The sequence below is a fragment of the Actinomycetota bacterium genome (genome assembly GCA_005888325.1).
Classification (GTDB): domain Bacteria; phylum Actinomycetota; class Acidimicrobiia; order Acidimicrobiales; family AC-14; genus AC-14.
Map to the genome: position 1 here is coordinate 58,461 of VAWU01000025.1, position 24,916 is coordinate 83,376.

The 24,916-nt window shown below is 71.6% G+C and carries 23 protein-coding genes and 1 pseudogene (1 of these 24 running past the window's edge); 9 read left to right on the forward strand and 15 right to left on the reverse strand.

Annotation, left to right across the window (positions count from 1 at the left end):
- Both E6G06_09195 and E6G06_09200 read left to right on the forward strand, forming a co-directional pair.
- Positions 1–1,486: pseudogene (locus E6G06_09195) on the forward strand (cytochrome ubiquinol oxidase subunit I) (it extends 34 nt beyond the left edge of the window).
- Positions 1,487–1,503: 17 nt separating this feature from the next.
- A complete protein-coding gene (locus E6G06_09200) occupies positions 1,504–1,887 on the forward strand; it encodes a cytochrome c oxidase subunit 4 (GenBank protein ID TML91624.1) in 384 nt (127 codons plus the stop codon).
- 16 nt (positions 1,888–1,903) lie between these two features.
- On the opposite strand, the gene E6G06_09205 is transcribed toward E6G06_09200, so the two are convergent.
- From E6G06_09205 to E6G06_09235, 7 genes are all read right to left on the reverse strand, one after another.
- The gene (locus E6G06_09205) at positions 1,904–3,313 is read right to left on the reverse strand and encodes a ubiquinol-cytochrome c reductase cytochrome b subunit (GenBank protein TML91625.1); all 1,410 of its coding nucleotides are present in this window, start codon (positions 3,311–3,313) and stop codon (positions 1,904–1,906) included.
- A complete protein-coding gene (locus E6G06_09210) occupies positions 3,310–4,155 on the reverse strand; it encodes a Rieske (2Fe-2S) protein (protein ID TML91626.1) in 846 nt (281 codons plus the stop codon). Before E6G06_09210 ends, E6G06_09205 begins: the two co-directional genes overlap by 4 nt.
- A 2-nt stretch (positions 4,156–4,157) precedes the next feature.
- Positions 4,158–5,156, reverse strand: a complete 999-nt coding sequence (locus E6G06_09215) for a c-type cytochrome (protein ID TML91627.1) — start codon at positions 5,154–5,156, stop codon at positions 4,158–4,160.
- Positions 4,913–5,404: a heme-copper oxidase subunit III gene (locus E6G06_09220; GenBank protein ID TML91710.1), complete on the reverse strand. Its 492-nt coding sequence runs from the start codon at positions 5,402–5,404 to the stop codon at positions 4,913–4,915. The genes E6G06_09215 and E6G06_09220 overlap by 244 nt, the downstream gene beginning before the upstream one ends.
- A 501-nt stretch (positions 5,405–5,905) precedes the next feature.
- Positions 5,906–6,370: a DUF3151 family protein gene (locus tag E6G06_09225; GenBank protein ID TML91628.1), complete on the reverse strand. Its 465-nt coding sequence runs from the start codon at positions 6,368–6,370 to the stop codon at positions 5,906–5,908.
- Between the two features lie 11 nt (positions 6,371–6,381).
- Positions 6,382–7,323 carry a hypothetical protein gene (locus E6G06_09230; GenBank protein TML91629.1) on the reverse strand — a complete coding sequence of 314 codons (942 nt, stop codon included), beginning with the start codon at positions 7,321–7,323 and terminating at the stop codon, positions 6,382–6,384.
- 179 nt (positions 7,324–7,502) lie between these two features.
- Positions 7,503–7,769 carry a hypothetical protein gene (locus tag E6G06_09235; protein TML91630.1) on the reverse strand — a complete coding sequence of 89 codons (267 nt, stop codon included), beginning with the start codon at positions 7,767–7,769 and terminating at the stop codon, positions 7,503–7,505.
- Between the two features lie 111 nt (positions 7,770–7,880).
- Between E6G06_09235 and E6G06_09240 the strand changes: the two genes are divergently transcribed.
- Both E6G06_09240 and E6G06_09245 read left to right on the forward strand, forming a co-directional pair.
- A complete protein-coding gene (locus E6G06_09240) occupies positions 7,881–9,179 on the forward strand; it encodes a DUF1800 domain-containing protein (protein TML91631.1) in 1,299 nt (432 codons plus the stop codon).
- A gap of 9 nt (positions 9,180–9,188) precedes the next feature.
- On the forward strand, positions 9,189–10,478 hold the full coding sequence (locus E6G06_09245) for a DUF1501 domain-containing protein (protein ID TML91632.1): 1,290 nt from the start codon (positions 9,189–9,191) through the stop codon (positions 10,476–10,478).
- Between the two features lie 5 nt (positions 10,479–10,483).
- Here the strand turns inward: E6G06_09245 and E6G06_09250 are convergent, their stop codons facing one another.
- From E6G06_09250 to E6G06_09260, 3 genes are all read right to left on the reverse strand, one after another.
- Positions 10,484–12,973: an AAA family ATPase gene (locus E6G06_09250; GenBank protein ID TML91633.1), complete on the reverse strand. Its 2,490-nt coding sequence runs from the start codon at positions 12,971–12,973 to the stop codon at positions 10,484–10,486.
- Positions 12,974–13,055: 82 nt separating this feature from the next.
- Positions 13,056–13,775, reverse strand: coding sequence for a hypothetical protein (locus tag E6G06_09255; GenBank protein TML91634.1), 720 nt, complete (start codon positions 13,773–13,775; stop codon positions 13,056–13,058).
- Between the two features lie 142 nt (positions 13,776–13,917).
- Complete coding sequence (locus E6G06_09260; protein TML91635.1) at positions 13,918–15,078, reverse strand: FAD-dependent oxidoreductase; 1,161 nt, start codon at positions 15,076–15,078, stop codon at positions 13,918–13,920.
- 71 nt (positions 15,079–15,149) lie between these two features.
- Between E6G06_09260 and E6G06_09265 the strand changes: the two genes are divergently transcribed.
- Complete coding sequence (locus tag E6G06_09265; GenBank protein ID TML91636.1) at positions 15,150–16,337, forward strand: NAD(P)/FAD-dependent oxidoreductase; 1,188 nt, start codon at positions 15,150–15,152, stop codon at positions 16,335–16,337.
- Positions 16,338–16,402: 65 nt separating this feature from the next.
- Here the strand turns inward: E6G06_09265 and E6G06_09270 are convergent, their stop codons facing one another.
- A complete protein-coding gene (locus E6G06_09270) occupies positions 16,403–17,656 on the reverse strand; it encodes a cytochrome P450 (GenBank protein ID TML91637.1) in 1,254 nt (417 codons plus the stop codon).
- A gap of 59 nt (positions 17,657–17,715) precedes the next feature.
- Between E6G06_09270 and E6G06_09275 the strand changes: the two genes are divergently transcribed.
- Genes E6G06_09275 through pepN form a run of 4 tightly spaced genes read left to right on the forward strand, consistent with a single transcriptional unit; the run spans position 17,716 to position 21,832 of the window.
- Entirely contained in the window at positions 17,716–18,009 is a 294-nt protein-coding gene (locus E6G06_09275) for a hypothetical protein (GenBank protein TML91638.1), read from the forward strand.
- Between the two features lie 39 nt (positions 18,010–18,048).
- Complete coding sequence (locus E6G06_09280) at positions 18,049–18,270, forward strand: hypothetical protein (protein TML91639.1); 222 nt, start codon at positions 18,049–18,051, stop codon at positions 18,268–18,270.
- Between the two features lie 4 nt (positions 18,271–18,274).
- The gene (locus E6G06_09285; GenBank protein TML91711.1) at positions 18,275–19,288 is read left to right on the forward strand and encodes a hypothetical protein; all 1,014 of its coding nucleotides are present in this window, start codon (positions 18,275–18,277) and stop codon (positions 19,286–19,288) included.
- Positions 19,289–19,297: 9 nt separating this feature from the next.
- Positions 19,298–21,832, forward strand: coding sequence for an aminopeptidase N (pepN, locus tag E6G06_09290; GenBank protein ID TML91640.1), 2,535 nt, complete (start codon positions 19,298–19,300; stop codon positions 21,830–21,832).
- On the opposite strand, the gene E6G06_09295 is transcribed toward pepN, so the two are convergent.
- The 4 genes from E6G06_09295 to E6G06_09310 are packed head-to-tail and all read right to left on the reverse strand — an operon-like array spanning position 21,823 to position 24,889.
- On the reverse strand, positions 21,823–22,860 hold the full coding sequence (locus E6G06_09295) for a Gfo/Idh/MocA family oxidoreductase (GenBank protein TML91712.1): 1,038 nt from the start codon (positions 22,858–22,860) through the stop codon (positions 21,823–21,825). The two genes, pepN and E6G06_09295, sit on opposite strands and share 10 nt — an antisense overlap.
- Position 22,861: 1 nt before the next feature.
- On the reverse strand, positions 22,862–23,782 hold the full coding sequence (locus E6G06_09300) for a hypothetical protein (protein ID TML91641.1): 921 nt from the start codon (positions 23,780–23,782) through the stop codon (positions 22,862–22,864).
- Positions 23,779–24,402: a sugar phosphate isomerase/epimerase gene (locus tag E6G06_09305; GenBank protein TML91642.1), complete on the reverse strand. Its 624-nt coding sequence runs from the start codon at positions 24,400–24,402 to the stop codon at positions 23,779–23,781. The genes E6G06_09300 and E6G06_09305 overlap by 4 nt, the downstream gene beginning before the upstream one ends.
- Positions 24,403–24,406: 4 nt before the next feature.
- A complete protein-coding gene (locus tag E6G06_09310; protein ID TML91713.1) occupies positions 24,407–24,889 on the reverse strand; it encodes a metallophosphoesterase family protein in 483 nt (160 codons plus the stop codon).
- Between the last annotated feature and the right edge of the window lie 27 nt (positions 24,890–24,916).

Consider the following 24,916-nt stretch of genomic DNA (forward strand, 5'->3'; position numbering starts at 1 on the left):
CGTGCTCATCCGCGCCCAGCTGGCCGAGCCGGACAACCACCTGCTCTCGGAGTCGACCTACAACCAGGTGTTCACCATGCACGGCAGCGTGATGGTCTACCTGTTCGCGGTGCCGATGGGGATGGGCCTCGCCAACTACCTCGTGCCACTGCAGATCGGCGCGCCCGACATGGCGTTCCCGCGTCTCAACGCGCTCTCCTACTGGCTCTACCTCTTCGGTGGGCTCACGATGCTGGGCGGGTTCCTCACGTCATCGGGGCCCGCCGCCTTCGGCTGGTTCGCCTACGCACCGCTCTCCGACGCCGTCCACTCCCCGGGCGCAGGCGCCGACCTCTGGATCGTCGCGGTGCTCGTCACCGGCGTGGCCACCGTGCTGACCGTCGTCAACCTCATCACCACCGTGATCTGCCTGCGGGCGCCGGGCATGACGATGTTCCGGATGCCGATCTTCACGTGGAACATGCTCGTCACCAGCTTCCTGGTGCTGCTTGCGTTCCCGGTTCTCACCGCCGCGCTGGCGATGCTCTACGCGGATCGCCACTTCGGCAGTCAGTTCTTCGAGATCCGCCGGGGGGGTGTGCCCATCGTGTGGCAGCACCTGTTCTGGTTCTTCGGCCACCCCGAGGTGTACATCATCGCCTTGCCGTGGTTCGGGGTCGTCACGGAGGTGATCCCGGTGTTCTCGCGCAAGCCCGTGTTCGGTTACAAGGGCTTCGTGTTCGCCACGCTGGCCATCGCGTCGCTGTCCACCACGGTCTGGGCGCACCACATGTTCGCGACGGGCGCGGTTCTGCTGCCGTTCTTCAGCGCGATGACCTATCTGATCGCCGTCCCGACGGGGGTGAAGTTCTTCAACTGGATCGCCACGATGTGGGGAGGCCGGCTCACCTTCGAGGCGCCCATGCTGTTCTGCGTGGGGTTCCTGCTCGTCTTCCTCATCGGCGGCCTGACCGGACCGATCCTTGCGGCGCCGTCGGTCGACTTCAACCTGACCGACACCTACTTCGTCGTCGCGCACATGCACTACGTGATGTTCGGCACCGCTGCCTTCGGGATGTTCGCGGGCCTCTATTTCTGGTGGCCGAAGTTCTTCGGCCGGCGTCTCCGGGAGAGCTGGGCCCGCGCCCACTTCTGGCTCACGTTCGTCGGGTTCAACCTCACGTTCTTCCCGCAGCACTACCTCGGACTGCGCGGCATGCCCCGCCGCATCGCCACGTACGGCGCCGGCCAGGGTTGGTCGTTCCTCAACCTGCTGTCCAGCATCGGTGGCGCCCTCGTCGCCGCGTCGGTGCTGCCGCTGCTCTGGAACATCTGGCTGTCGCGGCACGACGCGCGTGTCGGTGCCGACCCGTGGGGCGGCAACTCGCTCGAGTGGGCCACGTCCTCCCCGCCGCCCCATCACAACTTCGACGAGCTCCCGCGCATCCGCTCCGAGCGGCCGGTCTTCGACGCCCGCCACCCCGAGCTGGCCCGGACGGGCTCGTGACGCCGGGAGGCCGGTCCATGGGTACAGAGTCGCTGCTCTTCGCGGGGGCGGCGGTGTTCTTCGCCGCGGTCGCCGCGCTCTACGGGGTCACCAGCGACGAGCCGGCCGGCTCGGTGCTGCTCACGCTCCCCGTCGGCGCCCTGGCCCTCGTCGCCGTCTACCTCCGCGTCCAGGGTCGCCGCATCGGGGGGCCCCGCCCCGAGGACCTCCCCGACGCAGTGCCGGGCGCCGGCACCGGCGACATCGGCTATTTCCCGAACAGCAGCGCCTGGCCGTTCGTGATGGCCTTCGGCGCGGTCATGACCGCCAACGCCTTCGTGTTCGGCATCTGGCTCGCCATCCTCGGGGGTCTCGTGTTCCTCGCCGCGGTGCTGGGCTACGCGATGGAGGCGGAGACCTGAGCGACGTGCGACCGGCTCAGGCGCGATCGCGCACGGCCGGTGCCTGCCCGTCGGGGTCCACCTCGTCGTAGCCGCCCGTCGCCGTGCGTCGCACGCGCGATCCCACCGGACGCTGCATCGGATGTGAGTCGCCGCGCCGGAGGTCGCGGCACAGCTTCCGCGTCACGCGGAAAACGATGACGGGCAGCACGATCACAAGCACGCGGAACGTGTTGGTGATCGATTCCGGCGCGACGTGGAACTGCACCGCGAGGATGTCGTTGCCGCCGGCGAGGAACAGGAGCGTGTAGAAGGCCAGCGCGGCCGCACCGATCGCGGTGCGCACCGGCACGTCGCGCGGCCGGTTGAGCAGGTTGTGCGGCCCGCGGTCCTTGGTGAAGCGGGGCTCGAGGAACGGCCACGCGTACAGTCCACCGAAGGTCAGTCCCGGTAGCAGGACGCCGGGGAAGAACGGGTTCGGCACCGTGTGCCCGAAGGCGCGGATCTCCCATGGGGGCATGAGCCGGAGCGCGCCGTCGAGCCAGCCGACGTACCAGTCGGGCTGTGAGCCCGCCGAGACCGTTGCCGGCTTGAAGGGCCCGTAGAGCCAGATCGGGTTGATCTGCGCCAGGCCGCCGAGCGCGGTGAGCACCGCGGCCACGAGGAGGAACAGGCCCACCGACTTGATCGCGTACGTCGGCCACAGCCGCGAGCCCTCGATGTTGCGCTCGGTGCGCCCGGGCCCGGGGAACTGCGTGTGCTTCTGGTGCCACAGGATCGCCAGATGGGCGCTCAGGAGCCCGATGATGAGGGCGGGAAGGATCATGACGTGGAGCACGAAGAAGCGGGGAATGGTGGCGCTCGCGGGGAACTCGCCACCGAAGAACAGGAAGGCGAGCCATTCGCCGCCGATCGGGATCGACAGCGCGATCGAGTAAGCGACGCGCAGGCCCGTTCCCGACAGCAGGTCGTCGAGCAGCGAGTAGCCGAAGAATCCGTTGGCGATGGCGAGCAGGAGGAGGGTAACGCCGACGATCCAGTTGATCTCACGCGGCCGCCGGAACGCCCCGGTGAAGAAGACGCGACACAGGTGGACGATGATGGCGCCGATGAACACGAGCGCGGCCCAGTGGTGGACCTGACGCATCACCAGGCCGGCGCGCACCTGGAAGCTCAGGTCGAGGCCCGACCGGTAGGCCGCCGACATGGTCTGACCGCGCAACGGCGCGTACACCCCGTTGTAGACGACCTCGCGTGTGCTCGCCTCGAAGAAGAACGTGAGGTAGATACCGGTCAGCACGAGCACCGCGAACGCGTACATGGCGATCTCGCCGACCATGAACGACCAGTGATCGGGAAAGATCTTGTTGAGCGCGGTCCGGGCGAACTGCGACGCGCCGAGTCGGTCGTCGATCCAACGGGCGACCTTCGGGGCCGGCAACTTCATCCGCGGTTCCAGTAGCCGGGCCCGACGGGCTCGGTGAAGTCACGGCGCGCCGCGAGCACGCCGTTCTCCACGACCATCAGCGGCAGTTGGGGCAGCGACCGGGTGGCCGGGCCGAAGATGGGTCGGGCCCCGTCGAGCACGTCGAACGTCGACTGGTGGCACGGGCAGAGGAGCGAATGGGTGGTCTGGCGGTAGAGGCCGACCGGGCAGCCCACGTGCGTGCAGATCTTGCTGTAAGCGACGTGGCCGTCGGGCGACCAGTCCTCCCGCCCGGGGCGGGGCCGGATCTGGTCGGGGTCGACGCGCACGGCGACGATCTGGGAATCGGCGGCGTCGGGGCGGTCCTCGGGGAACGCGGTGACGATCCCACCCACCTCGAGGTCGCCGACGCGCACGAGCGAGCCGTCTTCGCGCATGAGCCGCTTCCCCGGCGCCCACGCGGTCGTCTGGAGCGTGCGGCCGGGGCTGGGACCGAGCGACCGGATGGGGAACAGGAGGGCGAGGCCGAGCGCACCCACCGCGCCCATGAGCAGGCGCGAGAGGAACGTTCGCCGCTCGAGCGCGAGCTCTCCTCGTTCGAAGCTCGCCTCGAAGGCGGCGCGCTCGTCCGGTGAGGAGCCGAGCGTCTCCCGGTCGCCGACGACGGGCGTGCCGGGCAGGAGGTACTTGGCCCAGAGGATCAGGCCGACCCCGAGCCCCCCGAAGCTGACGCCGAGGAGCGCGCCCTCGAGCTGGGGCTGGCCGCCACGCACGTACACCACGGCGAGGCCGAGGGCCCCGAGGGTGCTGACGATGAGCGCGGCGGCGATGCGCTTCTCTCCGGGCTGTGTCCCCCCGGGCACCGTCAGTCCCTCGTCCCGATCCAGTAGGCCACGGCGAGCATGCACCCGAGCCCGATGACCCAGGCCACGAACCCCTCGGGGACGGGCCCGATGTGGCCGAGCGGGTTGCCGCCCCGGTCGTCCGGCTTCCTCAGGTAGGAGACGTAGCGCACGATCGACGCGACCTGCTCGTCGTCGAGCGTCTCGGGGCCGAACACGGGCATCGCGCCCGGGCCGGTCCGGAGGGCTTCCGCGACCTGGAGGTCGGTCGCCCGCCACAGCGGCGGGGCGTCGATCGACACGCCGAGCGCGCCACCGGCACCCGCGGAGCTGTGGCACGCGGCGCAGTTCTGCGTATAGAGCTCGTTGCCCTCGGCGAGACCGCCCCGCTGGGCCAGCACCGGGATCGGCGGGCCCTTCCCGAGCGACGCGACATAGGCGACCAGCCGGTCGATGTCACCCCGCGAGTACGCGGGACGCGCGCGGACGGGCTGGTCGCCGGGGTCCGCCAGCGGCATGCGCCCGGTCGAGAGGTAGAAGTCGGCCGACGCGGCTCCGGCATGGGTCAGGTCGGGACCACGCTGCGTCCCCCCGCCGTCGAGACCGTGGCAGCTCGAGCAACCCGTGACGAAGAGGCTTCGTCCCGCCTCGACCGCGGTGACCTGCTGACGCGCCGACGCGACCGGTGCCGCCTGGGCGCGGGTGAGCGCGGCGGACGAGGCCACGAGCGCGGCGACGGCACCCGCGAGCGCCGCCGGCCGCACCAGTCGACGCCGTGTCACTTGAGGAGGAAGAGCGTCGCCCACAAGCCGATCCAGACCACGTCGACGAAGTGCCAGTAGTACGAAACGACCTCGACCGATGGCGTCGCGCCGGCGTCGAAGCGCCGGTCGCTCGCGCGCAACAGCAGCACGAGCATCGCTGCCAACCCGCCGATGACGTGGAGCCCGTGGAACCCGGTCATGAGGTAGAAGGCCGACCCGAAGGCGTGGGAGTCGACACGGAAGTCGAGCGTCGCCCACTCCCGGGCCTGATTGGCGACGAACAGGGCGCCGAGCAGGAGCGTGACCGCCAGCCAACGCCGGAAGACCGCCACCCGTCCGTGCTCGATGGCGCGCACCGCCAGCTGCATGGTGCCGCTCGACAGCACGAGGACGAGGGTGAACAGACCGCTGACGGGCACGGAGAGGTCGACACCGGAGGGCGGCCACGGGCCCGTCGCCGCCGCCCGCAACGTGAAGTAGGCGGCGAAGAGCCCGCTGAAGAACATGAGCTCCGACGCCAGCCACACCACCGTCCCCACCGTCAGCGTCGACGGTCGATCGAGCGGGCGATCGGTCGCGTGGTCGGGGGCAGCCGCCTGCACTGCCCTCGTTCTAGCCCAGCGCGCTCAAGCGCTCACATCCAGCGTTCCCACCATGCCGCCCCTTGTGGTACTTGCAGAAGAACTGGATCTTGCCGGCCTGGTCGGGCGTGAACGAAACGCTGACCGTCTTGCCGTCCTCCGCGTCCTTGTCGACGCTCGGTGACGACACGCTGAAAGTTGTGCTCGACCTTGCCCTCGTTCTTGAACGTCAGCGTGACCTTCTCGCCGGCTTTCGCGGCCAGGGTCTTGGGGTCGAAGCGGAAGTCGTAGGCCTCCAGCGTGGCTCCGTTCGCCGCCTTCGCCTTGGCACTGCTCTTGCCGTCGCTCCCGCAGGCTTGGAGCCCGAAGACCGATGCGAGGGCGAGCAGGACGACGGAGACGGTTGTCTGACGCGCATACCGTCCCTTACGCGCGACGCGGGTCGACGGATGACGACTCGCGCAGTCGCTCCCATTCCGGCTCGAGTTGGAGCAGGAAGGTGGCGCAGCGCTGCTCCTCGTCGGTCTCACCGACGGCGGCGGCCGTCCTGCGCAGGCCGTCGAGCGCGCGCAGGAAGCCCCGGTTCGTCTCGTGCCGCCAACGCACGTAACCGCTCCCCCGCCAACCGGCCTGGCGCAGCCGGTCGAGGCCGCGGTGGTAGCCGACGCGGAAGCAGGCGTAGGCCTCGACGTCGTCACGCGCCAGCTGGCCCGCGCGCGCCCACGCGTCGAGCGATCGGGGCCAGCGCGCGACCACGGCCGCCACGGCGTCGCGTCGCTCCGCCAACGGCCGCTCCAGCGCTTCCGCAAGGGCGCGCACGGCGTCGGCCGGCTCCGCGTCGAGCACCGTCTCCGGTGGACCGTGGGTGAGATTGACGGGCGCGTCCGACATGGGGCTGTCGTCTACCGCTGATCGCGGGCGGGCGCAACGTCCCAGGCGAAGGCGGCCATGGCGTCCCACTCCTCGACGTTCATGTGCTGCCACACCCAGAACGAAGCTCCGGTCGCGCCACCGCGCCGGGCGACGTCGAGAAACCGGCGGGTCTCGTCTGCGCTCGGCGCCGCGGACCGCCCGCCCTCGGGGCCCATGTCGTAGGCCTGCCCGATGAGGTGCACGGGACGCAGTGGCGCCAGCCGCGCCATGGCCTCGGTGGCCGCGGCTCCGGGCTCGGTGCACCCCCAGTAGACCATCGGCGCGAACGCGTCGACATACGGCGCGATCGTCGTGTACGGATAGGTCGCCCACAGACGATCGGTGGGACGGAACACCGTGGCCACGAGCAGGCGGCTGCCGGCCGCGCGTCGGGCCAGGCCCAGGTACACGGCCACCCGACGCGCCGACAGCATGGTGCCCTCGGTCGCCGTCTCGATGTCGGCGCTGAACCCGTCGAGCCTCGACCCGTCCGCGGCGCGCCAATCCAACGCCCGTCCCGTCCAGGCCCCGTCGGCGACGGGGTCGTAGAGGTACGGGAACGCCCAGCCCACCACCGCCATCCCGGCCCGGTGCGCCGCGGGTACCAGACGGTCGAGCACGGAGGCGCCGTAGAAGCCCTGACGCGAGTCGCCGACGCGCACCCACAGCTGGCGCAGCCCCGCGGCCCGGGCCCGGCGCACGATCGCGGCGACGTCGCCCCCCTCGGTCGCCGGCATCTGCCACACCCACATGCCCTTGCCCTCGATGGGGCCGCGATCGCCGCTGAGCCCACCCGGCGGGGCCGGCTCCGGCAGCGCCGCCTCGGGGACCAGCACCGACGGGTGCCAGGGCGGCGGGACCGGCGGGCGCGGCGGGCGGGGCGGGGCCGGGCACCCGGCCAGCGCCGCGAGGGGTGCGGGGGCCGGCGCCACGGTCGTGGGCGTGACCGTCGGAGCCGGCCCGGTCGCGGACGCCGATGCGGACGGGTGCGGGGCGTCGGGACCGGTGGCGCAGCCCACGACGAGGAGGGCCAGCAGGGCGGCAGGGATGGGCGAGACGGCGATCGCCCGCCGCCGGCGGGGGTGGAGACGGACGAGGGGTGCCGGAAGGCTCAGCGCGCCGGTGACGCCCCGTTCAACCCCGGGGCGCCCAACCCGGTGGCGCCCAGCCCGGCGCGGTTCAGGTCCACGCCGTGCCGCTGCAGGTAGTGCAGCTTGCGCGAGATCGCCTCGTGCCAGGCAGTCAGGTCGGCGGTGAAGAGCTCTCGGTCACCGTCCTCGTACGCGTGCTCGAGCTCGTCGAACGCCGCGTCCTCCTCGTCGAGCAGGGCCCGGTACCGGGCCAGGAAGTGCTCGTTGACCACCTCATCCAGTGCCACGGAGCAACCCCCGATCGTCGGCCGGCTCGTCGACACGACAGTACCGCCTCCTCACACAGCCCGACGACGGCGATCACAACCCGCACACACGGGACTGGCAGGCTGGGGAGCGTGGCCGAGGAGCAGGGCACGCAGGGACGGACCACGCGGAGCCGCATCGCCCACTTGTACCGGCGGGCGGGCTTCGGTGCCCGTCCCGAGGAGCTCGACGCCGCCGCGGCCCGCGGCTACCGCGTGACCGTCGATCACCTGCTGGACGCCGACGCGACCGACCCGGGCGTGGCGACCATGGCCGACCCCACGTTCAGCAAGGTGTTCGGCGACTTCATGACGGTGCGCCGCCACCGCCGTCACGAAGCCAGCCAGATGATGCTCTGGTGGATCAACCGCATGATCGCCGCAACCAACCCGCTCCCCGAGAAGCTCACGTTGTTCTGGCACGACCACTTCGCCACCTCGCTCCAGAAGGTGGGCTCGCCCGAGCTCATGTTCCGCCAGAACCAGTTGTTCCGCACCATGGGTGCCGGTCGCTTCGAGCCGCTCGCCCAGGCCGTGGCCAAGGACGCGGCGATGATGGTGTGGCTCGACTCCAACTCGAACAAGCGCGAGAGCCCCAACGAGAACTTCGCGCGCGAGCTGTTCGAGCTCTTCACGCTCGGCGCGGGCAACTACTCGGAGGCAGACGTCAAGGCGGCCGCCCGGGCGTTCACCGGGTGGCGGGTGAGCCCGCGCACGCAGCAGTTCGCGTTCGCGCCGCGACTCCACGACGGTGACGCGAAGGTGCTCTTCGGCGAGACGGGCAGCTTCGGAGGTGACGACGTCGTGCGGCTCGTCACCGGTCGGCCGGAGTGTGCCCGGTTCGTCACCGCGCAGCTGTGGAGCCACTTCGCCCGCCCCGTCACTCCGGACGACCCCCTCGTCGCCGAGCTCACGGACGCGTTCACGCCCGAGCTCGACGTGCGCGCGCTGCTGCGCGCCATGTTCCTGCATCCCGAGTTCGACTCGGCGAGCACCCGCACCGGTCTCGTGAAGCAGCCGATCGAGTACGTGGCGGGCGCGTTGCGCGCGCTCGGTCGACGGGCCGAGGGCGTCGACCTGTTGCGCGCCCTGCGCCAGCTCGGTCAGGAGCCGTTCGTTCCACCGAGCGTCGGCGGCTGGCCGGCGAACGGCTACTGGATCTCGACCGCGTCGAGCCTCGGACGGATGCGGTTCGCCGAGGCCGTGGCACGCGACGCCGACCTGACACCCGTCGCCTCCGTGTCGCGTCGTGCCCGCCCCGAGGCCGTGGCTCACCTGCTCTCCGTCGACGGCTGGGGAGCGACGACGACGAGGGCGCTCGAAAAAGTCGCGGACGAGCCGCGGTCCCTGCTCACGCTGGCCCTCGTGGCTCCCGAGTACGTGCTCGCATAAGGGGCAGCCGTGGCCATCACCCGACGACAGTTCATCACCGGTGAGGTGGGGGCGGGCGCGGCCGGCGCCGTCGGTGTGGCCCTGTCGCAGTCGCCCTGGCAGGCACGCGGCGACGACAAGACCGCGGCCACGACCACGACCGTCCCGACCGCGTCGAGCAAGGGCACGCTCGTGCTCGTCACCCTCTACGGCGGCAACGACGGCCTCGACACCGTGATCCCGTTCGAGGATGCCCGCTACCTCGGCGCGCGGGGTGAGCTCGGCAACTTCTCCGACGGCGGCCACCCCGACGGCGCCGTCATCCCCCTCGCCGACGGGCTCGCGCTCCATCCCGCCCTCACCGGGCTCAAGCGCCTCTGGGACGCGAGGCAGCTCGCGATCGTGCGCGGCGTCGGCTACCCGGCGCCCAACCGGAGCCACTTCGTGTCGATGGACATCTGGCAATCGGGCTCGACCGACGGTGGCAGCACCACCGGCTGGCTCGGACCGTGGCTCGACGCGACAGGCACCGACCCCCTCCGCGCCATAGCGGTCGGCGCGAGCGTGCCTCGCATCCTCAGGGGCGAGAAGGCGTCGGCGACGGCCGTACCCCTCGGCCCGTTCGCGTTGCCGGGCACACCGGCGCTGAAGGCCGCGTTCGGGTCCATGCAACACCCCGATGGGTTCGACGCACCCCTGGCCGCCGCCATCGCCCGCTCGGGCGCCGACCTGCTCACGACCGGCCGCACCATCGCCGACGTCGTCGCGGGCCGGCCCGAGAGCGAGGCCGGCGCGGCCAACCTCGAGGGTGTGGCGGACGGCGCCGACCGTCCGGGGCACACCGGCGAGCTCGGCGAGCAGCTCTCGCTCGTCGCCCGCCTCATCAAGGCCGACCTCCCGACGACGGTGTACTCCGTCGGCCTCGGCGGCTTCGATACCCACGCCAACGAGAAGGCGGTGCATGCCCAGCTCCTGGGCCAGCTCGACGCGTCCATCACGCGCTTCTTCGCGGACCTCGAAGGCGACCCGCACCGCGAAGGCGTGGTCATGGTCGCCTACAGCGAGTTCGGCCGGCGGGTGGCCGCCAACGCGAGCGGCGGCACCGACCACGGCGCGGCCGGCCCCGTGCTCGTCGCCGGTCCGCGCGTGAAGGGCGGCACGTTCTACGGCGACGAGCCCAGCCTGGTCGACCTCGACGACGGCGACCTGAAGCACACGACCGACTTCCGCTCGGTGTACGCGACCGTCCTCGAGGGGATCGTCGGCTTCGACGCGCGTCGCAGCCTCGGCGGTCCGTATCCCCGGCTCGACCTGCTGTAGCGCGTCTAGGGCTCTGCAGGCGGCGCGGGAGGTCGGGGGTCGATCAGCGCACCGGGCGTGGCCCACGGGTCGACGACGAGCTCGACCTCGGTGAAGTGCGGCTTGTGGCCGTTGCCGTTCAGCACCGGCAACGGGATCTCGACCTGGCCGTGGCCCTTGTGGGCGGCGAGCACCATCGCGTGGTAGCGCTCGGCCACCTCGGCGAACTCGGGTGTGGCGTAGACCTGCCCGTCGATGAGCGGCCCCGGGATGCCCTCGATGATCGCCTCGATGTCCTCGCCCGTGAGGGTCTTGTTCGTCTCGAGCGCGTGGGCCACGGCGAGCACGGCACGCCGGTCGTCGGCGAGGAGCTGCTCGGCCCGGGTGAGCAGGTCGGCCAGCTTCTCCTCGATGCGCTCGCCGAGCGTCCCCCGCAGCAGCTCCTGCTTCTCCCGCTTCTTGTCGTCCTCACCGGGCTTGCCGCCGCCACCGATGCCGACCCGCTGCGTCACCCCGTGGCAGGCCACAGTGGAGCCCATCCCCCAGTAACCCTCCATCAGCGTGGCGATCTGCGTGGCGCCCTCGAGATCGCCGGAGACGCCGGACGAGTTGTCGCCGTCGAAGAACAGGCGCTCGCCGGCCAGAGAGGCCAGGCTCACGACGATGTCGGCCTCGTACTCCGAGCGCCACTGCGTGAACTGGTCCTCGGGCGGGATCGACGCGACCATGCCGAGATAGGTGCCCCCCTTCTCGATCGTGGCGATGTCGATCGTGAGGTGGTGGCGGATGCGGTACGCGGCGACTGCGTGGCACGCCTCGTGCACCGCGACCGCGTGGCGCTCGCGCTCGATGTACTCCACGTTCTCGGGCGGGCCCAGGTCCTTCAGCTGCTTGGCCTTGACGATGTCGCGCCAGTCGATCGTGTCGCGGTCTTCTCGAATGGCGTGGATGAGGGCCTCGTTGATCAGGTCCTTGATCGTCGCGCCGGTGGCGTAGGGAGTGATCGTCGCGAGCTTGTCGATGTCGGCGGGCGTGAGCACGTGCTTGACCTTGTCGAGGTAGCCCTCGTAGGTGCGGACGCGGCCTTCCTTCGACGGGTAGCCCACCTTGTAGATGCGGTCGATGCGGCCGGGTCGGAGGAGAGCCTCGTCGAGCGCCTGCGGCATGTTCGTCGCCATCATCACGAGGATGCGGTACTTGGGCGGAGGCTTGGGCCGCATGCCGAGCAACCGCCGCCCGTACCGGTTGAGGAGGCCCCGCGGCTTCTTGAGGCCCGAGATCTCGGTCAGCAGCGCCTGCAGCATGCCGCCGCCCCCCATGCCCCCCATCATGAAGAACCCGTCGCGCCACCGACCCCGCGGCTCGGAGACCGCCGACGGCTCGAGACCGGTGTGCAACAGCATCGACGCGGTGTCGGGCGCCAGGTAGGAGAGGCCGTTGCACGACGGCGACGTGGCCCAGGGGCCCTGGTTGCGCCCCGACATCTGACCACCCAACGGCCCACCCGTCGTGAGCGCGCCGCGGCTGCCGAGCGCGTCCGCCTCGTCGAAGAAGACGATCACGCCGCCGTAGCGCACCGCGAGCTTGCGCAGCTTGCGGAAGACGCCCTTGACGGCCAGGGCCCCGAACCCGAACGCGGTGAGGCCACCGGGATCGACGAACACGTAGGGCTTGCCCGTCTCCCCCGCCACCGCCTCGGCCATGAGCGTCTTGCCGGTGCCCGGCGGCCCCCACAGCAGGATGCCGCTCGGCACGTGGCCACCCTTGGCCTCGATCGACTCCGGGTCCTCGAGGAACACGATGTTCTCCTGCACCCGGGCGAGCACCGCGTCCTGGCCCCACACGTCGCTGAAGCGGGTCTTCACGTCGTCGGGGAAGTAGACGTCGATGCCCTGGCGACCCGCGTACCAGGCCAGCCCGACGAACTGGATGATGATGACGAAGAAGAGGATCCCGAACTGGAAGACGAACGGCAGGGCCTGGACCAGCCGCACGGGCAGCTCGAACAGCGCGGTGGCCGGCGCGACCTTGAACGCCGACGCGAGCACCAGGTCGAGGACGACGAGGAACGTGACCCACTTGATGGTCCGCGCGATGCGGAAGCGGGTCCAGTCGCTGACACCGCTGAAGCGGCGATCGACGCCGCCGAAGATGCGCTCCTTCCAGAAGCGGTGGTAGCCGGCGTCACGCTCGCAGAAGACGTAGTGCAGCTGACGGATGGCTTCGAGCATGAGCAGCCCGATGAGCCAGGCCTTCGACCGCACCGTGTCCCAGAACGCGTCCCGCGCGGAGATGATCGGGTTGTCGGAGACCGCGCCCCAGAAGAAGAAGAGAAAGAGCGCGACGATCGCGAGGAGCAGCTTGACGCGGTCCCACGGCGCCAGCGGCTTGCGCGTCGGCAGCTCGTCGTCGCGCGGGCGGCTCTTGTACTCGGCCGGCGGCACCGGCCCGGTGTCGTGGTCGGGCCACGCGAGCCCGGGCTTGCCGTTCCCGTTACCGGTGTCAGCCTCGCTCATCGGTTCACCGTGCCTCGTCCCTCGGCCGCTGCACCGACCTGCCACATGGGAGCTGCGCTCCTCGCTGCGCTGCGGTGCTCGCTCACTTGTTCTCCTTGATCGTCCACGACGCGACGACTTCGTTGATGGTCTTGGCATTCTGCACGTAGCACCTCGCCTCGCACCCGATCACGAGTGTGTAGAGCAGGCGCGACGCGGTATCGGTCAACGTCGTCTGGTTCACCGTATAGGCCAGGCCGTGGTCTCCCTTGAGGTTGAACAGCACCTGGGTGCCGTGGAAGCCGCCCGGGCGCACGACCTCGTCGTCGCGGGCGATGACCTCGACCTTCGGCTCGCCGGACTGCTGATCCGTCTGTGCCCCCTGCTGCGCGTCGACGCTGAAGGGGAAGTTGCGCATGTCGGAGAGCGAGACCGAATCGCGCTGGTCGTCGTCGAGGACGAGCACCATCTCGCGCCCCGACGGCGAGGACGTGGCCGAGAACAGGTTGGCAGGCGACGGCCGCGGCGACGCGTCGAATCCGGTCACGTTCTGTCCCGCGACCAGGTCGGCGATACCGGTCGGCGTGAGCTTGTCGACGCCGGGCATGGCCGACAGCACCTGCTCCTTGCTGAAGACCTTCCACGTGCGCGGGACCTTGTAGTAGGAGTCGGCCGCCTCGACCGCCCGGCGCAGGGTCCGCTTGCCGACCGGGATCTTGTAGACGAGGGTGGGCGACTTCGTGGTCACGTAGTGGTACTTCGACGTGCCGCAGGCGACCAGGCCGACGCCCCCGGCGACGGCGAGCGCGATCGGGGGCGCCAAGCCCCTCAGCGTGCGCCAACCCCAAGGCATGCACCAGTATCGGCCGAATTCCGGGCCAAGGCGACCCGGAACTCCCCCCACCCCCCGCTTCGTGTCGTACGTGGCCGTCCTGGGCACGGCTGCGTACGACAAGATGCGGCCGTCACCGGGGTCGGTCGAGCCCGGCACCTCCTCGGGCGAGGGCCGGGCGGGTGAGCGAGAAACGGTCGCGGGGCACGGGTGGCTCCCGCCCCAGGGCCAGGTGGGCAAGGGCCTCGCCCAGCAGGGGGGCGAACTTGAAGCCGTGGCCCGACGTGCCCGCGCCCACCACCAGGCGGCCGCGGCGGTCGACGATGAAGTCGCGATCCGGGGTGTTGTCGTAGAGGCATGTCTCCTGCGCCACCGGTTCGGAGCGGAACCCGGGCAGGATGCGGGCGGCGGCGGCCCGGAGCCGGCCGGCCACGATCGGGTCGGGTGCGAGGCTGCGCCGCTCGTCGGTCGGGTCGACCGCGGGCCCGGTGCCGTGCTCGGCGAGCTTGTACCAGCCGAGCGCCGGGGTCGGCAGACCGTAGTACGACGGTTCGTCCCATTCGATGAACACCGGCAGCTCACCACGCCCATCGCGCCCGTCGCGCCCACCGGTCCCGGCCGGCGCCACGTAGGCGATCTGCTCACGCGTCGCCACCATCCCGACGCCGATGCCGAGGGGCCGCAGGAGCTCGGGCGCCCACGCGCCGCAGCACAGGACCGCGGCCGCGGCACGCACGCTTCCCGCCGACGTGGTGAGGGTCACGCCGCGGTCGCCGTCTGCCACGTCCAGCACCCGCGTCCCCTCCCGCAGGTCGCCGCCGGCCGCGGTGAGGGCGCGCACCAGCGCGGCGAGGCAACGGTCCGCCGCCAGCACGCCGGCCGTCGGCTCCCACAGCAGCGGCCCCGACAGCGCGAGCTCGGGATGGCGGCGGCGCGCCTCCCGCTCGTCGAGCTCGTCGCACGCGACGCCGGCGGCCGTCAACGCCCGCTGCACGCCCCGCATCCCGGGACCGGCGACGAGCGCGCCCGTCAGGGTGAGGAGGCCCGGGTCGTGGCCTTCCTGCTCGAGCTCGCGCCAGAGCGGCGCCGACGCCGCGGCCATTGCGACGTACTCGGGATCGTCGTACCCCAGGCGGAAGACACGCGACGCGCCGTGCGAGCTTCCGCGCGCATGGCCGACCGCGTCCTGCTCGAGCACCGACACCTCGTGACCGGCGCGCGCCAGCTGCCAGCCCGTCGCAAGTCCGACGACGCCTCCGCCCACGACGACGAGCTCGACTTCCTCGGCACCCACGCCGTGACATCATGCGCCGGATGGGAGTCGCGGTCGACTTCGTCTCGCGGGAGGACTGAGCCGCGCGCACCATCGTCGTCGTCGGCGCATCGCTCGCAGGCCTGCGCGCGGTCGAGACGCTCCGGCAACACGGCTACGACGGGCGGCTCGTGCTCGTCGGCGCCGAGCCGTCGCTCCCCTACGACCGGCCGCCACTCTCCAAGCAGGTGCTCGCAGGCGAGTGGGGCCCCGACGAGATCGTCCTGCGTCCCGCCGACGACTACTCCTCGCTCGCGCTCGACATGCGGCTCGGCCGGCGAGCCACCGCGCTCGATCTGGACGCGCGAGCGGTCGTGCTCGACGACGGCGAGCGCGTCGCCTTCGACGGCTTGGTCATCGCCACCGGCTGTCGTCCGCGACTGCTGCCGGGCACTCCCGACATCGCAGGGATCCACGTGCTGCGGACCCTCGACGACGCCCTCGCCATCCGCGCCGCGCTGGATGCAGCCGCGCGTGTCGTCGTGATCGGCGCCGGCTTCATCGGCTCCGAGGTCGCGGCTACCTGCAGGATGAGCGGCCTCGACGTGACGTTGCTCGAGGCGCTGCCGGTGCCCCTCGCCCGCGCCCTCGGAGACGAGATGGGCGCGGCGTGCGCGGAGCTCCACCGCGACAACGGCGTCGACCTCCGCGTCGTCGTGGCGCCGGCCGGGTTCGACGGCGACGAGCAGGTGGAGCGCGTCAGGCTGAGCGACGGCAGCGCGATCGACGCCGATGTCGTCGTCGTCGGTGTGGGTGTCGCGCCGGAGACCGCGTGGCTGGAGGGCTCGGGGCTCGCGCTCGGCGACGGCGTGCTCTGTGACGCGAGCTGCTTCGCCTCGGCGCCGGGCGTGGTGGCCGCAGGCGACGTGGCCCGCTGGCACAACCCGCTCTTCGGCGTCGACATGCGCGTCGAGCACTGGACCAACGCGGCCGAGCAGGGCATGGCCGCGGCACGCGCCCTGCTGGCAGGTGCGGGCGCCGAGCCCTTCGCGCCCGTGCCCTACTTCTGGTCCGACCAGTACGACGCGAAGATCCAGTTCGTCGGCACGTGCGCGCCCGACGACGAGGTCCGCATCGTGCACGGCTCGGTCGCGGAGCGTCGCTTCGTCGCGATCTACGGGCGCGCCGGCCGGTTGGTGGGCGCGCTCGCCCTCAGCCGCCCCCGGCTGCTCGTGGCGTACCGCCGCCTCATCGCGGAGCGGGCGTCGTGGGAGGACGCGCTCGCCCACGAGCCGACGTGAGCGCTTCTCTCGCTTCTTGTCGTAGACACCCGTCCTCAGGACGGCTGACTACGACAAGAACGGGGCTAGCCGAAGAGCACCGGCAACGCGGTGGGCGACCGGAAGATCTGACCGCGGATGTGCGGGTCGTCGCCCTCGGGATCGAGGCGCAGGTCGGGCAGCCGCTCGATCAGGGCGTCGACGGCGACGCGTGTCTCCATGCGCGCCAGGTGCATGCCGAGGCACATGTGCGGCCCGAAGCCGAAGGCGATGTGCTGCTGCGGGTCGCGGAAGATGTCGAAGCGGTCGGGCTCGGGGTAGCGAGTCTCGTCGCGGTTCGCCGCGCCGATGGCGACGCTGAGCACCGCTCCCGCCTTGATCGCCACCCCGCCGAGCTCGGTGTCGACGGTCGCCACCCGGGCGATGCCGTGGAGCGGCGGCTCCCATCGCAGCCCTTCCTCGATCGCCTGCGGAAGCAGGGCGCGGTCGGCGCGCACCGCCGCGAGCTGGTCCGGGTGGGTGAGCAGGCCGAACAGCAGGTTGCCCGACGAACGGTAGGTGGTCTCGACGCCGGCGGGGAGCAGCAGGCGCAGGAACGCGAAGATCTCCTCGTCGCTCAAGGTGTGGCCGTCGATCTCCGCGTGGGCCAGGTCGCTGATGAGGTCGTCGGCCGGCTCGGCGCGGCGGCGGTCGACGATCTCCTTGAAGTAGTCGCGCAGCTTCTCCGAGGCGGCGATGCCGCGGTCCCAGTCGGTGCCCACGCTGATCAGCTCGAGCGACCAGCGCTGGAAGCGCGGGTAGTCGCCCCGCGGGAGCCCGAGGATGCGCGCGATGACCTGCACGGGGAACGGGAAGGTGAACTCGCGGACGAGCTCAGCTCGACCGTTGCCGCGCCCGACGAACGCGTCGATGAGCTCGTCCACCACCGGGGAGACGAGCTCGGACTCCCAGCGCGCGAGCGTCTTCTGGCGGAACGCCTCGGCCACCAGACTGCGGTGGTGACGGTGCTCGGGCTCGTCCATCTCGAGGATGGTGTGGCCCATCACCGGGCCCATCATCGCTGCGTAGACCTCCGACGAGAACGTGTGGTTGTCGCGCAGCACCTGCGACACCAGGTCGTAGCTGTAGACGGTGTACTCGTCGGGCAGGTCGGGCGGGGCCTCGACGCCCTCCAGCGCGAAGATGCTCGTCTTCTGCACCGGGGCGCGGCGACGGGCGGCCGCCAGGTCGGGCCACGGGTCGCGCACGTCGCCCGCCAGGTCGCCGAACGCCTCGTAGGGGTCGTACTGCTCGGACGCCGGCTCGGTGGCGGGCTGCGTCGCGCCCTCGGTCGCGCTCATGAGGCCTCCCCGTGTCTGACGTGGACGTCAGAGTCTAGAGCACGCCGTACACTGCCCCGATGGGACGCATCGCAGTGCTCGACCCCACCGCGCCGCCGCCCGACGACGACGTCGGCCCCGGTCCCGACGTCGACCGGTTGACGGGCAGGCTCGTCGGCATCCGCTACGACCGCACCTGGCGCTCGTTCGAGTGGGTGATCGACGAGTGGGCACGGTCGCTCGAGGCCGAGGGCGCCCGGGTGCGCCTCTGGTGCGCGGGCAACCGCATCGGCGACGAGGGCGTTGCCACCCGAGCCGCGCTCGAGGCGTTCGCCGACGAGGTCGACCTCGCTGTGGTGGGCCTCGGCAACTGAGGGTCGTGCACCTCCTGGAGCGTCCACGACACGGTCGCCGTGGCGTCCAGGGGGAAGGCGGCGGTCGTCGCCGTGACCCAGGAGTTCGAGGCGCTCGCGCACACGATGGCCGCCAACGCGGGCCGCGCCGCGCTGCGCATCCACGTGCTCCCGTATCCGTTGGAGACGCTACCGGAAGACGAGGTGCGAGGCATTGCCAGACAGCACTATCGACCACTCCTGCGGGCCTTCGGGTTGCCAGCTCGAGTGGCTGACGAGTAGGCGCATCGAGGTCGACGAAGACGTCGTCGCCTTCACCCGGCTCGCCACCGACGCGGGCTGGGGCGACGGGCTGCCTCTCGTACCGCCTCGCGAAGAGCTCGTCCGCGGGCACGTGATCGCCTCGGGCCGCTTCCCCGACCAGCTCCTGGGCACGCTGCCGCCGCGGGCCGGGAGGTGCACGGTCGAGAAGCTGGCGGTCAACGCGGTGATGGCGGGCGCCCCTCCGGCGGCGATGCCGCTGCTGTGCGCGGCGATCGAGGCCATGAGCGCACCCGAGCACAACCTCTTCGCCCTGAACACCACGACCAGCTGCGTCGTGCCGGGCATGTTCGTGAACGGGCCCGGCCGCCACGAGCTGAAGATCCCGTACGGCCCCGGCTGCTTCGGCGGCGAGGCGGGGCCCGCGCCCGCCATCGGCCGGGCCACCCGTCTGACCATGCGCAACGTGGGTGGGCAGGTCGTCGGCGCGTCCTCCAAGAGCGTCTTCGGCCAGCCCGGCCGGGTCACCGGGGTCGTCGTGGCCGAGTGGGAGGAGCGCTCGCCGTGGGCACCGCTGGCCGCGCGCCGGGGCGTGCCGGGCAACGCGGTCACGGTCCACGGGGTGACCGGCACCATCGACGTCGCCGACATCACGGCCACGAGCGGGCCCGAGCTGCTGCAGGTGATCGGGTCCTCGCTCGCCTTCCCGGGCACCAACGCCTTCATCGGCGCCCACCACGGTGCGGAGGTGCTGGTGGCGATCGCTCCTCCGTGGGTCGACCTCATCGCCCGCGACGTCCCCGACCTGGCCGAGGTGCAGCAGCTGCTGTGGGAGCACGCCGCGCTGCCTGCCACCGCGTGGCCCGAGGCGCACCGCCGCCGGGCGGAGGAGAACGGCCGGATCGACGACCGCGGGCTCGTCCACCTGCTGGAGGGCCCGGAGCATCTGCTTGTGCTCGTGTGCGGCGGGCTCGGCAACCTGCACGCGCTCGCCTGCCACAGCTTCGGGCCGACGCGCGCGGTGACGCGCGCTTTCTAAGGTGGGCATGTGAGCGAGAACAACCTGACGCGCGACGAAGCGCGCACACGAGCCTCGCTCCTCTCCGATCTGTCCTACGACATCGCTCTCGACCTCACGACCGGCGAGGAGACCTTCGGCTGCACGACGACCATCCGCTTCCGGTGCAGAGAGCCGGGCGCGAGCACGTTCGTCGACCTCGTCGCACCCGAGGTCACGAGCGCAGCGCTGAACGGACGGCCGCTCCGGGCGGGCGCCTTCGACGGCAACCGCATCCACGTCGACGAGCTCGACGCCGACAACGTGCTGACGGTACGGGCGCGTTGTGCGTACGAGCACACCGGCGTCGGCCTGCACCGCTTCGTCGACCCCGTCGACGGCAGCGTGTACCTCTTCACTCACTTCGAGCCGTTCGACGCCCATCGCGTCTACCCGTGCTTCGACCAACCCGACCTCAAGGCGGTCTTCGCGCTGGCCGTGCGCGCCCCTGCCGGCTGGCTGGTGGTCGCCAACACGCCCGCGGTGAAGCAACCGGTCGAGGGCGAGGCGGGCGACTGGACGTTCGCGCCGACCTTCCTGCTGCCCACCTACATCACCGCGGTCGTCGCCGGGCCGTACCACGTCGAGCGCAGCTCGCACCGCGGCATCGACCTCGGCGTCTATTGCCGGCAGTCGCTTGCCGAGCACCTCGACGCGGGCGAGATCGTCGAGGTCACCGCGCAGGGGCTCGACTTCTACGAGCGGGTGTTCGACCACAAGTACCCGTTCGAGAAGTACGACCAGGTGTTCGTGCCCGAGTTCAACGCCGGCGCGATGGAAAACGCGGCGTGCGTCACGTTCCTCGAGGCCTATGTGTTCCGGTCGAAGGTCACCGACGCCGAGCGGGAGCGGCGGGCAGAGACGATCCTTCACGAGCTGGCGCACATGTGGTTCGGCGACCTCGTCACCATGCGGTGGTGGGACGACCTCTGGCTCAACGAGAGCTTCGCCACCTACGCGTCGATCCTGGCCCAGGCCGAGGCCACGCGCTTCCGCGGCTCGTGGACGACGTTCGCCAACGCGTGGAAGACATGGGCCTACCGCCAGGACCAGCTGCCGACCACCCACCCCATTGCGGCCGACATGGTCGACACCGACGCGGTGCACGTGAACTTCGACGGCATCACCTACGCGAAGGGGGCGTCGGTGTTGCGCCAGCTGGTCGCCTGGGTGGGCGACGAGGCGTTCCTGCGCGGTTGTGCGGACTACTTCCGTCGCCATGAATGGGCCAACACCGAGCTGGCGGACTTCCTCGCCGCGCTCGAGGAGACGTCGGGTCGCGACCTCGACGACTGGTCCGCCCGTTGGCTGGAGACCGCAGGGGTCAACACCGTGCAGGCCTCGTTCGACACGGCCGCCGGGAGCGGGCAGACGCCCTGCTTCTCGTCGTTCGCGGTGGTGCAGACCGCCCCTCCCGGGCACGACGTGCTGCGCCCGCACCGCATCGCCATCGGCCTCTACGACCGCGACGGCGAGCAGCTCACCCGACACCAGCGGGTCGAGATCGACGTCGACGGGGAACGCACCGTCGTCCCCGAGCTGGACGGACGGCAGGTGCCCGACCTCGTGCTCGTGAACGACGACGACCTCGCGTATACCAAGGTGCGCTTCGACGAACGCTCGCTCGCCACCGTCACCGCGCACCTCGGACGAATCGTCGACCCGCTGGCCCGGTCACTGTGCTGGGCCGCGACGTGGGACATGCTCCGCGACGCGGAGCTGTCCGCACGCAGGTATCTCGACGTGGTGCTCGGCAACATCGCGACCGAGTCCGAGATCAGCGTGATCACGAGCCTTCTCACCCAGGCGGCGTCTGCGGTGCTCGTGTTGGGGGCTCCGCCGCATCGCGAGCAGGGTCGACTGCGGCTGGCCGGCGCGGCGTGGCATGAGCTGGGTGCCGCGCCCCCGCGCAGCGACCACCAGCTGGCGTGGGCCCGCGCGTTCGTGGCGGCGGCACGCGACGAGGCGCACCTCAACCACGCCTGCGGTCTCCTCGACGGCGCGGTCACTGTCGACGGGCTGACGATCGACACCGAGTTCCGCTGGCACGTCATCGAGTCGCTGGCTGCGGCGGGCGCCCTCGACGTGGCCACGATCGACGCCGAGGCCGAGCGCGACCCGACCGACGCAGGCCTGCGCCACGCGGCCGCCGCCCGCGCCGCGCGTCCGGACCCGGCGGCGAAGGCCGCCGCGTGGGATGCCATCAAGGACCCGGCCACGGCGCTCGCCATGCTCCGGGCCCACGTGCGCGGCTTCCAGCAGCCCGACCAGGAGGACCTGCTGACGCCCTACGTCGACCCCTACTTCGACGCCCTCGGGCCCATGTGGCGCGAGCGGGGCCAGGAGGTGGCGCTCACCTTCGCGGGCACGATGTACCCGGCCGCGGTGGCGACGCCCGAGGTCGTGGCGCGCACCGACGCCGAGCTCACATCGGGCATCGACGTGCCCCCCATCCGGCGCCTGTTGCTCGAGGGCAAGGACCAGGTGGAGCGGGTGCTGCGCACCCGGGCCGCCGATCAGGGCTGACGCAACCGGTCCAGCACCTCCATGCACGCCACGCCGTCCGCGAAGGTCGCGGGCTCGACGGGTGACGACGGCTCTCCGCCACCGATGCGCGCCGCGAACGCCTCGGCCAAGCGCGTGTAGGGGCCCAGCTCGAGGTGGGTGAAGCGGTGACGCGGATCGGTGCTCGCCGGTGGCGCCGGCGGCAGCGCCAGGTCGGGGGGAACGTCGAGGCACCGCGGCGCGCCGGTCGCGTCCGCGTGCCACACGCGCCCGGCGTCGATCCACAAGGTGCCATCGGTGCCCGCCACCCGCGCCACGTCGGTGGCCGGCCCCCACGCGCCGGCCGTCTGCTGCACGACCGCGTGCGCGCCCGACGCGGTATCGAGCAGTGCGGTGAACGAGTCGGCCGCGGCAACCCGTCCGTCGCGCGCGGACGTCATCGACAACCGTCCCTGCACGGCTTCGACCTCGCCCAGCCAGACGCGCACCTGATCGACCGCGTGCGAACCCGAAGCACCGAGCCAGCCGCCGCCACGCGCGTTGTCGAACCACCAGTCGGGAGCGGGCGCGGCCGGGTCGGCGAGGAGCGGCACGTACGACACCAGCGTGGCCAGCCGCGGCTCGCCGACGCGTCCCTCCGCGATCGCCCGCGCGACGAGCGCACGCTCGGTCGCCCACCGGAACTCGTGGCCGACGAATCCCGTGACGCCGGCACGCGCCGCGGCGGAGGCCATCTCACGCGCCTCAGCGGCGTCGAGCGCGAACGGCTTCTCACACACGACGTGCTTGCCCGCGGCGACCGCGTCGAGCACCAGACGGTGGTGGGTGTGCGGTGGGGTCGCGATGCTCACCGCGTCGACGTCGGGTAGCGCGAGCGCGTCGTCGACCGACGTGAGCGCGCGTACGCCGAGGCGTTCCGCGCGCCGCGCGGTCCTGTCGCGATCGCGCCCCACGAGGGCGCGCACCACGAACCCGGCGGCGCGGAACGCCTCCACGTGGACCCGCGCGCCGAAACCGGTGCCGATGACGGCGATGCCCGGCCCGCTCAGCTCAGTAGCCCTCCACCGGGTCGACCACACCCTCGAGCGGCTCACCTGCGAGGTAACGCCGCAGGTTGGCGACGAACAGCTCGAGGATGCGGTTGTAGAGGTCCGGCGAGCTCCACGAGATGTGCGCGCTGAGCCGCACCTTCGGGTGCGCGTAAAGCCAGTGGCCCGCGGGCAGCGGCTCGGGATCGCACACGTCGAGGCTGGCCCTGGCCACCCGGTCGTCGTCGAGCGCGACGCGGAGCGCATCCTGGTCGATCAGGGAGCCGCGCGCGATGTTGACGATGTGCACGCCGGGCTTCACCGACGCGAGCGCGCTCGCGTCGACCAGGTGCCGGGTGTTCGCCGTGGCAGGCGCGGCGACGACGAGGTGGTCGGCCGCAGGCAGCAGCCGCGAGAGGTCCACGACCTCGACGCCCGCCAGCGGGCTGGGCGCGTGCGAGCGGCGGGTGGCGACCACGCGCATCTCGAACGCGAGCGCCCGCGACGCGATGGCGGTGCCGATGCCGCCCAGGCCGATCAGTCCGAGCGTGCGCCCGTGCAGCTGACCCAATTGGGCCCACGACCAGTGCTTCGGCGGCTCGTGCAGCCAGACGTCGGGAACGTCCTTCTCGAACGCGAGCATGGTGGCGAGCACGAACTCGGAGATCGGCACCGCCCCCGCCCCCCGGGAGCACGTCACGGTGCGGCCCGCGTAGACCTCCTGCGGAAACCCGTCGACCCCGGTCCCGAAGTTGTGCACCCAGCGGACGCCGCGTGATGCGAGCTCCGGCAGCGTGGCCGACCGGTGCATGGCCAGCAGCACCTCACCTTCGACCGTGGGGTCCACGTCGCCGTCGGTCGGCACCTCGACGACCTCGACCTCGGGCACCGCGTCCGTGATCTCTTTGGAGATCCCGCCCCCGAACTGGCTCAGCACCCTCACGCGCACGCCCCCAACAGCGGCCGCAGCTGCTCGGCCAGCGCGGTGGCGTGGGCGACGGGGTCGTCGAGGCCCCAGCCCATGTCGGGCAGGTCGAAGTACTCCACGCTGAGCAGACCGCCGTAGTCCATGGCGTCGAGCCTGCGGAACAGCGCGGCGAAGTCCACGTCGCCCTCCAGGGCCTGGGGCACGCCCCTGGCCGCCTGGCGCAGCTGCACGTGGTCGGCCCACGGCAGCAACTCCGCCGGGTCCTCGCCCCAGTTGGCCACGTGGCCCGTGTCGACGAGCAGCCGCAGCCCCGGCACCTCGTCGAGCATGGCCTTCACCGCGGTCACGCTGCCGACGATCGAGCCGGGCCACGGCTCCATGCGCACGCCGGGGGTGCGGCGATAGGCGCGCACGGCCCGCTCCCACATGCCCTCCGCCTCCGGTGGAGCGGGGCACGAGCAGTGCGGACGCGGCGAGGGGTGCGCCATCCGGTCGCCCACCGGCAGCGCGAGGTCGCCCTGCCAGTCGCACGGGACGTCGATGTGCGCGAAACCCAGCGCCTGCGCCCGGCGGGCGGCCTCGGGCAGAGGCGACGGCGCGAACACCACGTCGACCACGCCCAACGCCTTCCGCACGCGTTCACACTACGTGGATGTGATGGACCGCCACCCGGCCGTCGACGAGACCGAGCCGGCCCAGCGTGTGATGAGGCTGACCCCTCCGCTCGGTCGGCGAGCCCGGGTTGAACAGACGCTGGCCGTCGATGCCGAGCTCGTCGATCGGGACGTGGCTGTGGCCGAAGACCACCACCGCCGCGTCCGGGAAGCGGCGCCGCAGACGACCGGCCCGCCCGGCGCGTGCGCCGGAGTCGTGGACCATCGCGATGCGAACGCCATCGATGTCGACCACCAGCTGCTCGGGAAGGCACCCGACCAGCTCGTGGTCGTTGTTTCCCAGCACCGCGTGGACCGGCGCGAACCCCGACAGCTCGTCGAGCAGCTCGGGCACGAGCAGGTCGCCCGCATGGAGGATCACGTCCGCGCGCCCGAGCTCGGCACGAACGGTGTCCGACAAGCGGCGGCGCGAGCCCCTTCGGATGTGGGTGTCGGCCAGCACGACGATGTTGGTCACAGGCCCGATCTCGTGACC

What these genes read in the sequence shown, in the direction of transcription:
- E6G06_09275 (TML91638.1), top strand. Translation starts at nt 17,716, where the DNA reads ATGGGACGCATCGCAGTGCTCGACCCCACCGCGCCGCCGCCCGACGAC.
- E6G06_09225 (TML91628.1), bottom strand. Translation starts at nt 6,370, where the DNA reads ATGTCGGACGCGCCCGTCAATCTCACCCACGGTCCACCGGAGACGGTG.
- E6G06_09200 (TML91624.1), top strand. Translation starts at nt 1,504, where the DNA reads ATGGGTACAGAGTCGCTGCTCTTCGCGGGGGCGGCGGTGTTCTTCGCC.
- E6G06_09250 (TML91633.1), bottom strand. Translation starts at nt 12,973, where the DNA reads ATGAGCGAGGCTGACACCGGTAACGGGAACGGCAAGCCCGGGCTCGCG.
- E6G06_09270 (TML91637.1), bottom strand. Translation starts at nt 17,656, where the DNA reads ATGAGCGCGACCGAGGGCGCGACGCAGCCCGCCACCGAGCCGGCGTCC.
- E6G06_09205 (TML91625.1), bottom strand. Translation starts at nt 3,313, where the DNA reads ATGAAGTTGCCGGCCCCGAAGGTCGCCCGTTGGATCGACGACCGACTC.
- E6G06_09220 (TML91710.1), bottom strand. Translation starts at nt 5,404, where the DNA reads ATGTTCTTCAGCGGGCTCTTCGCCGCCTACTTCACGTTGCGGGCGGCG.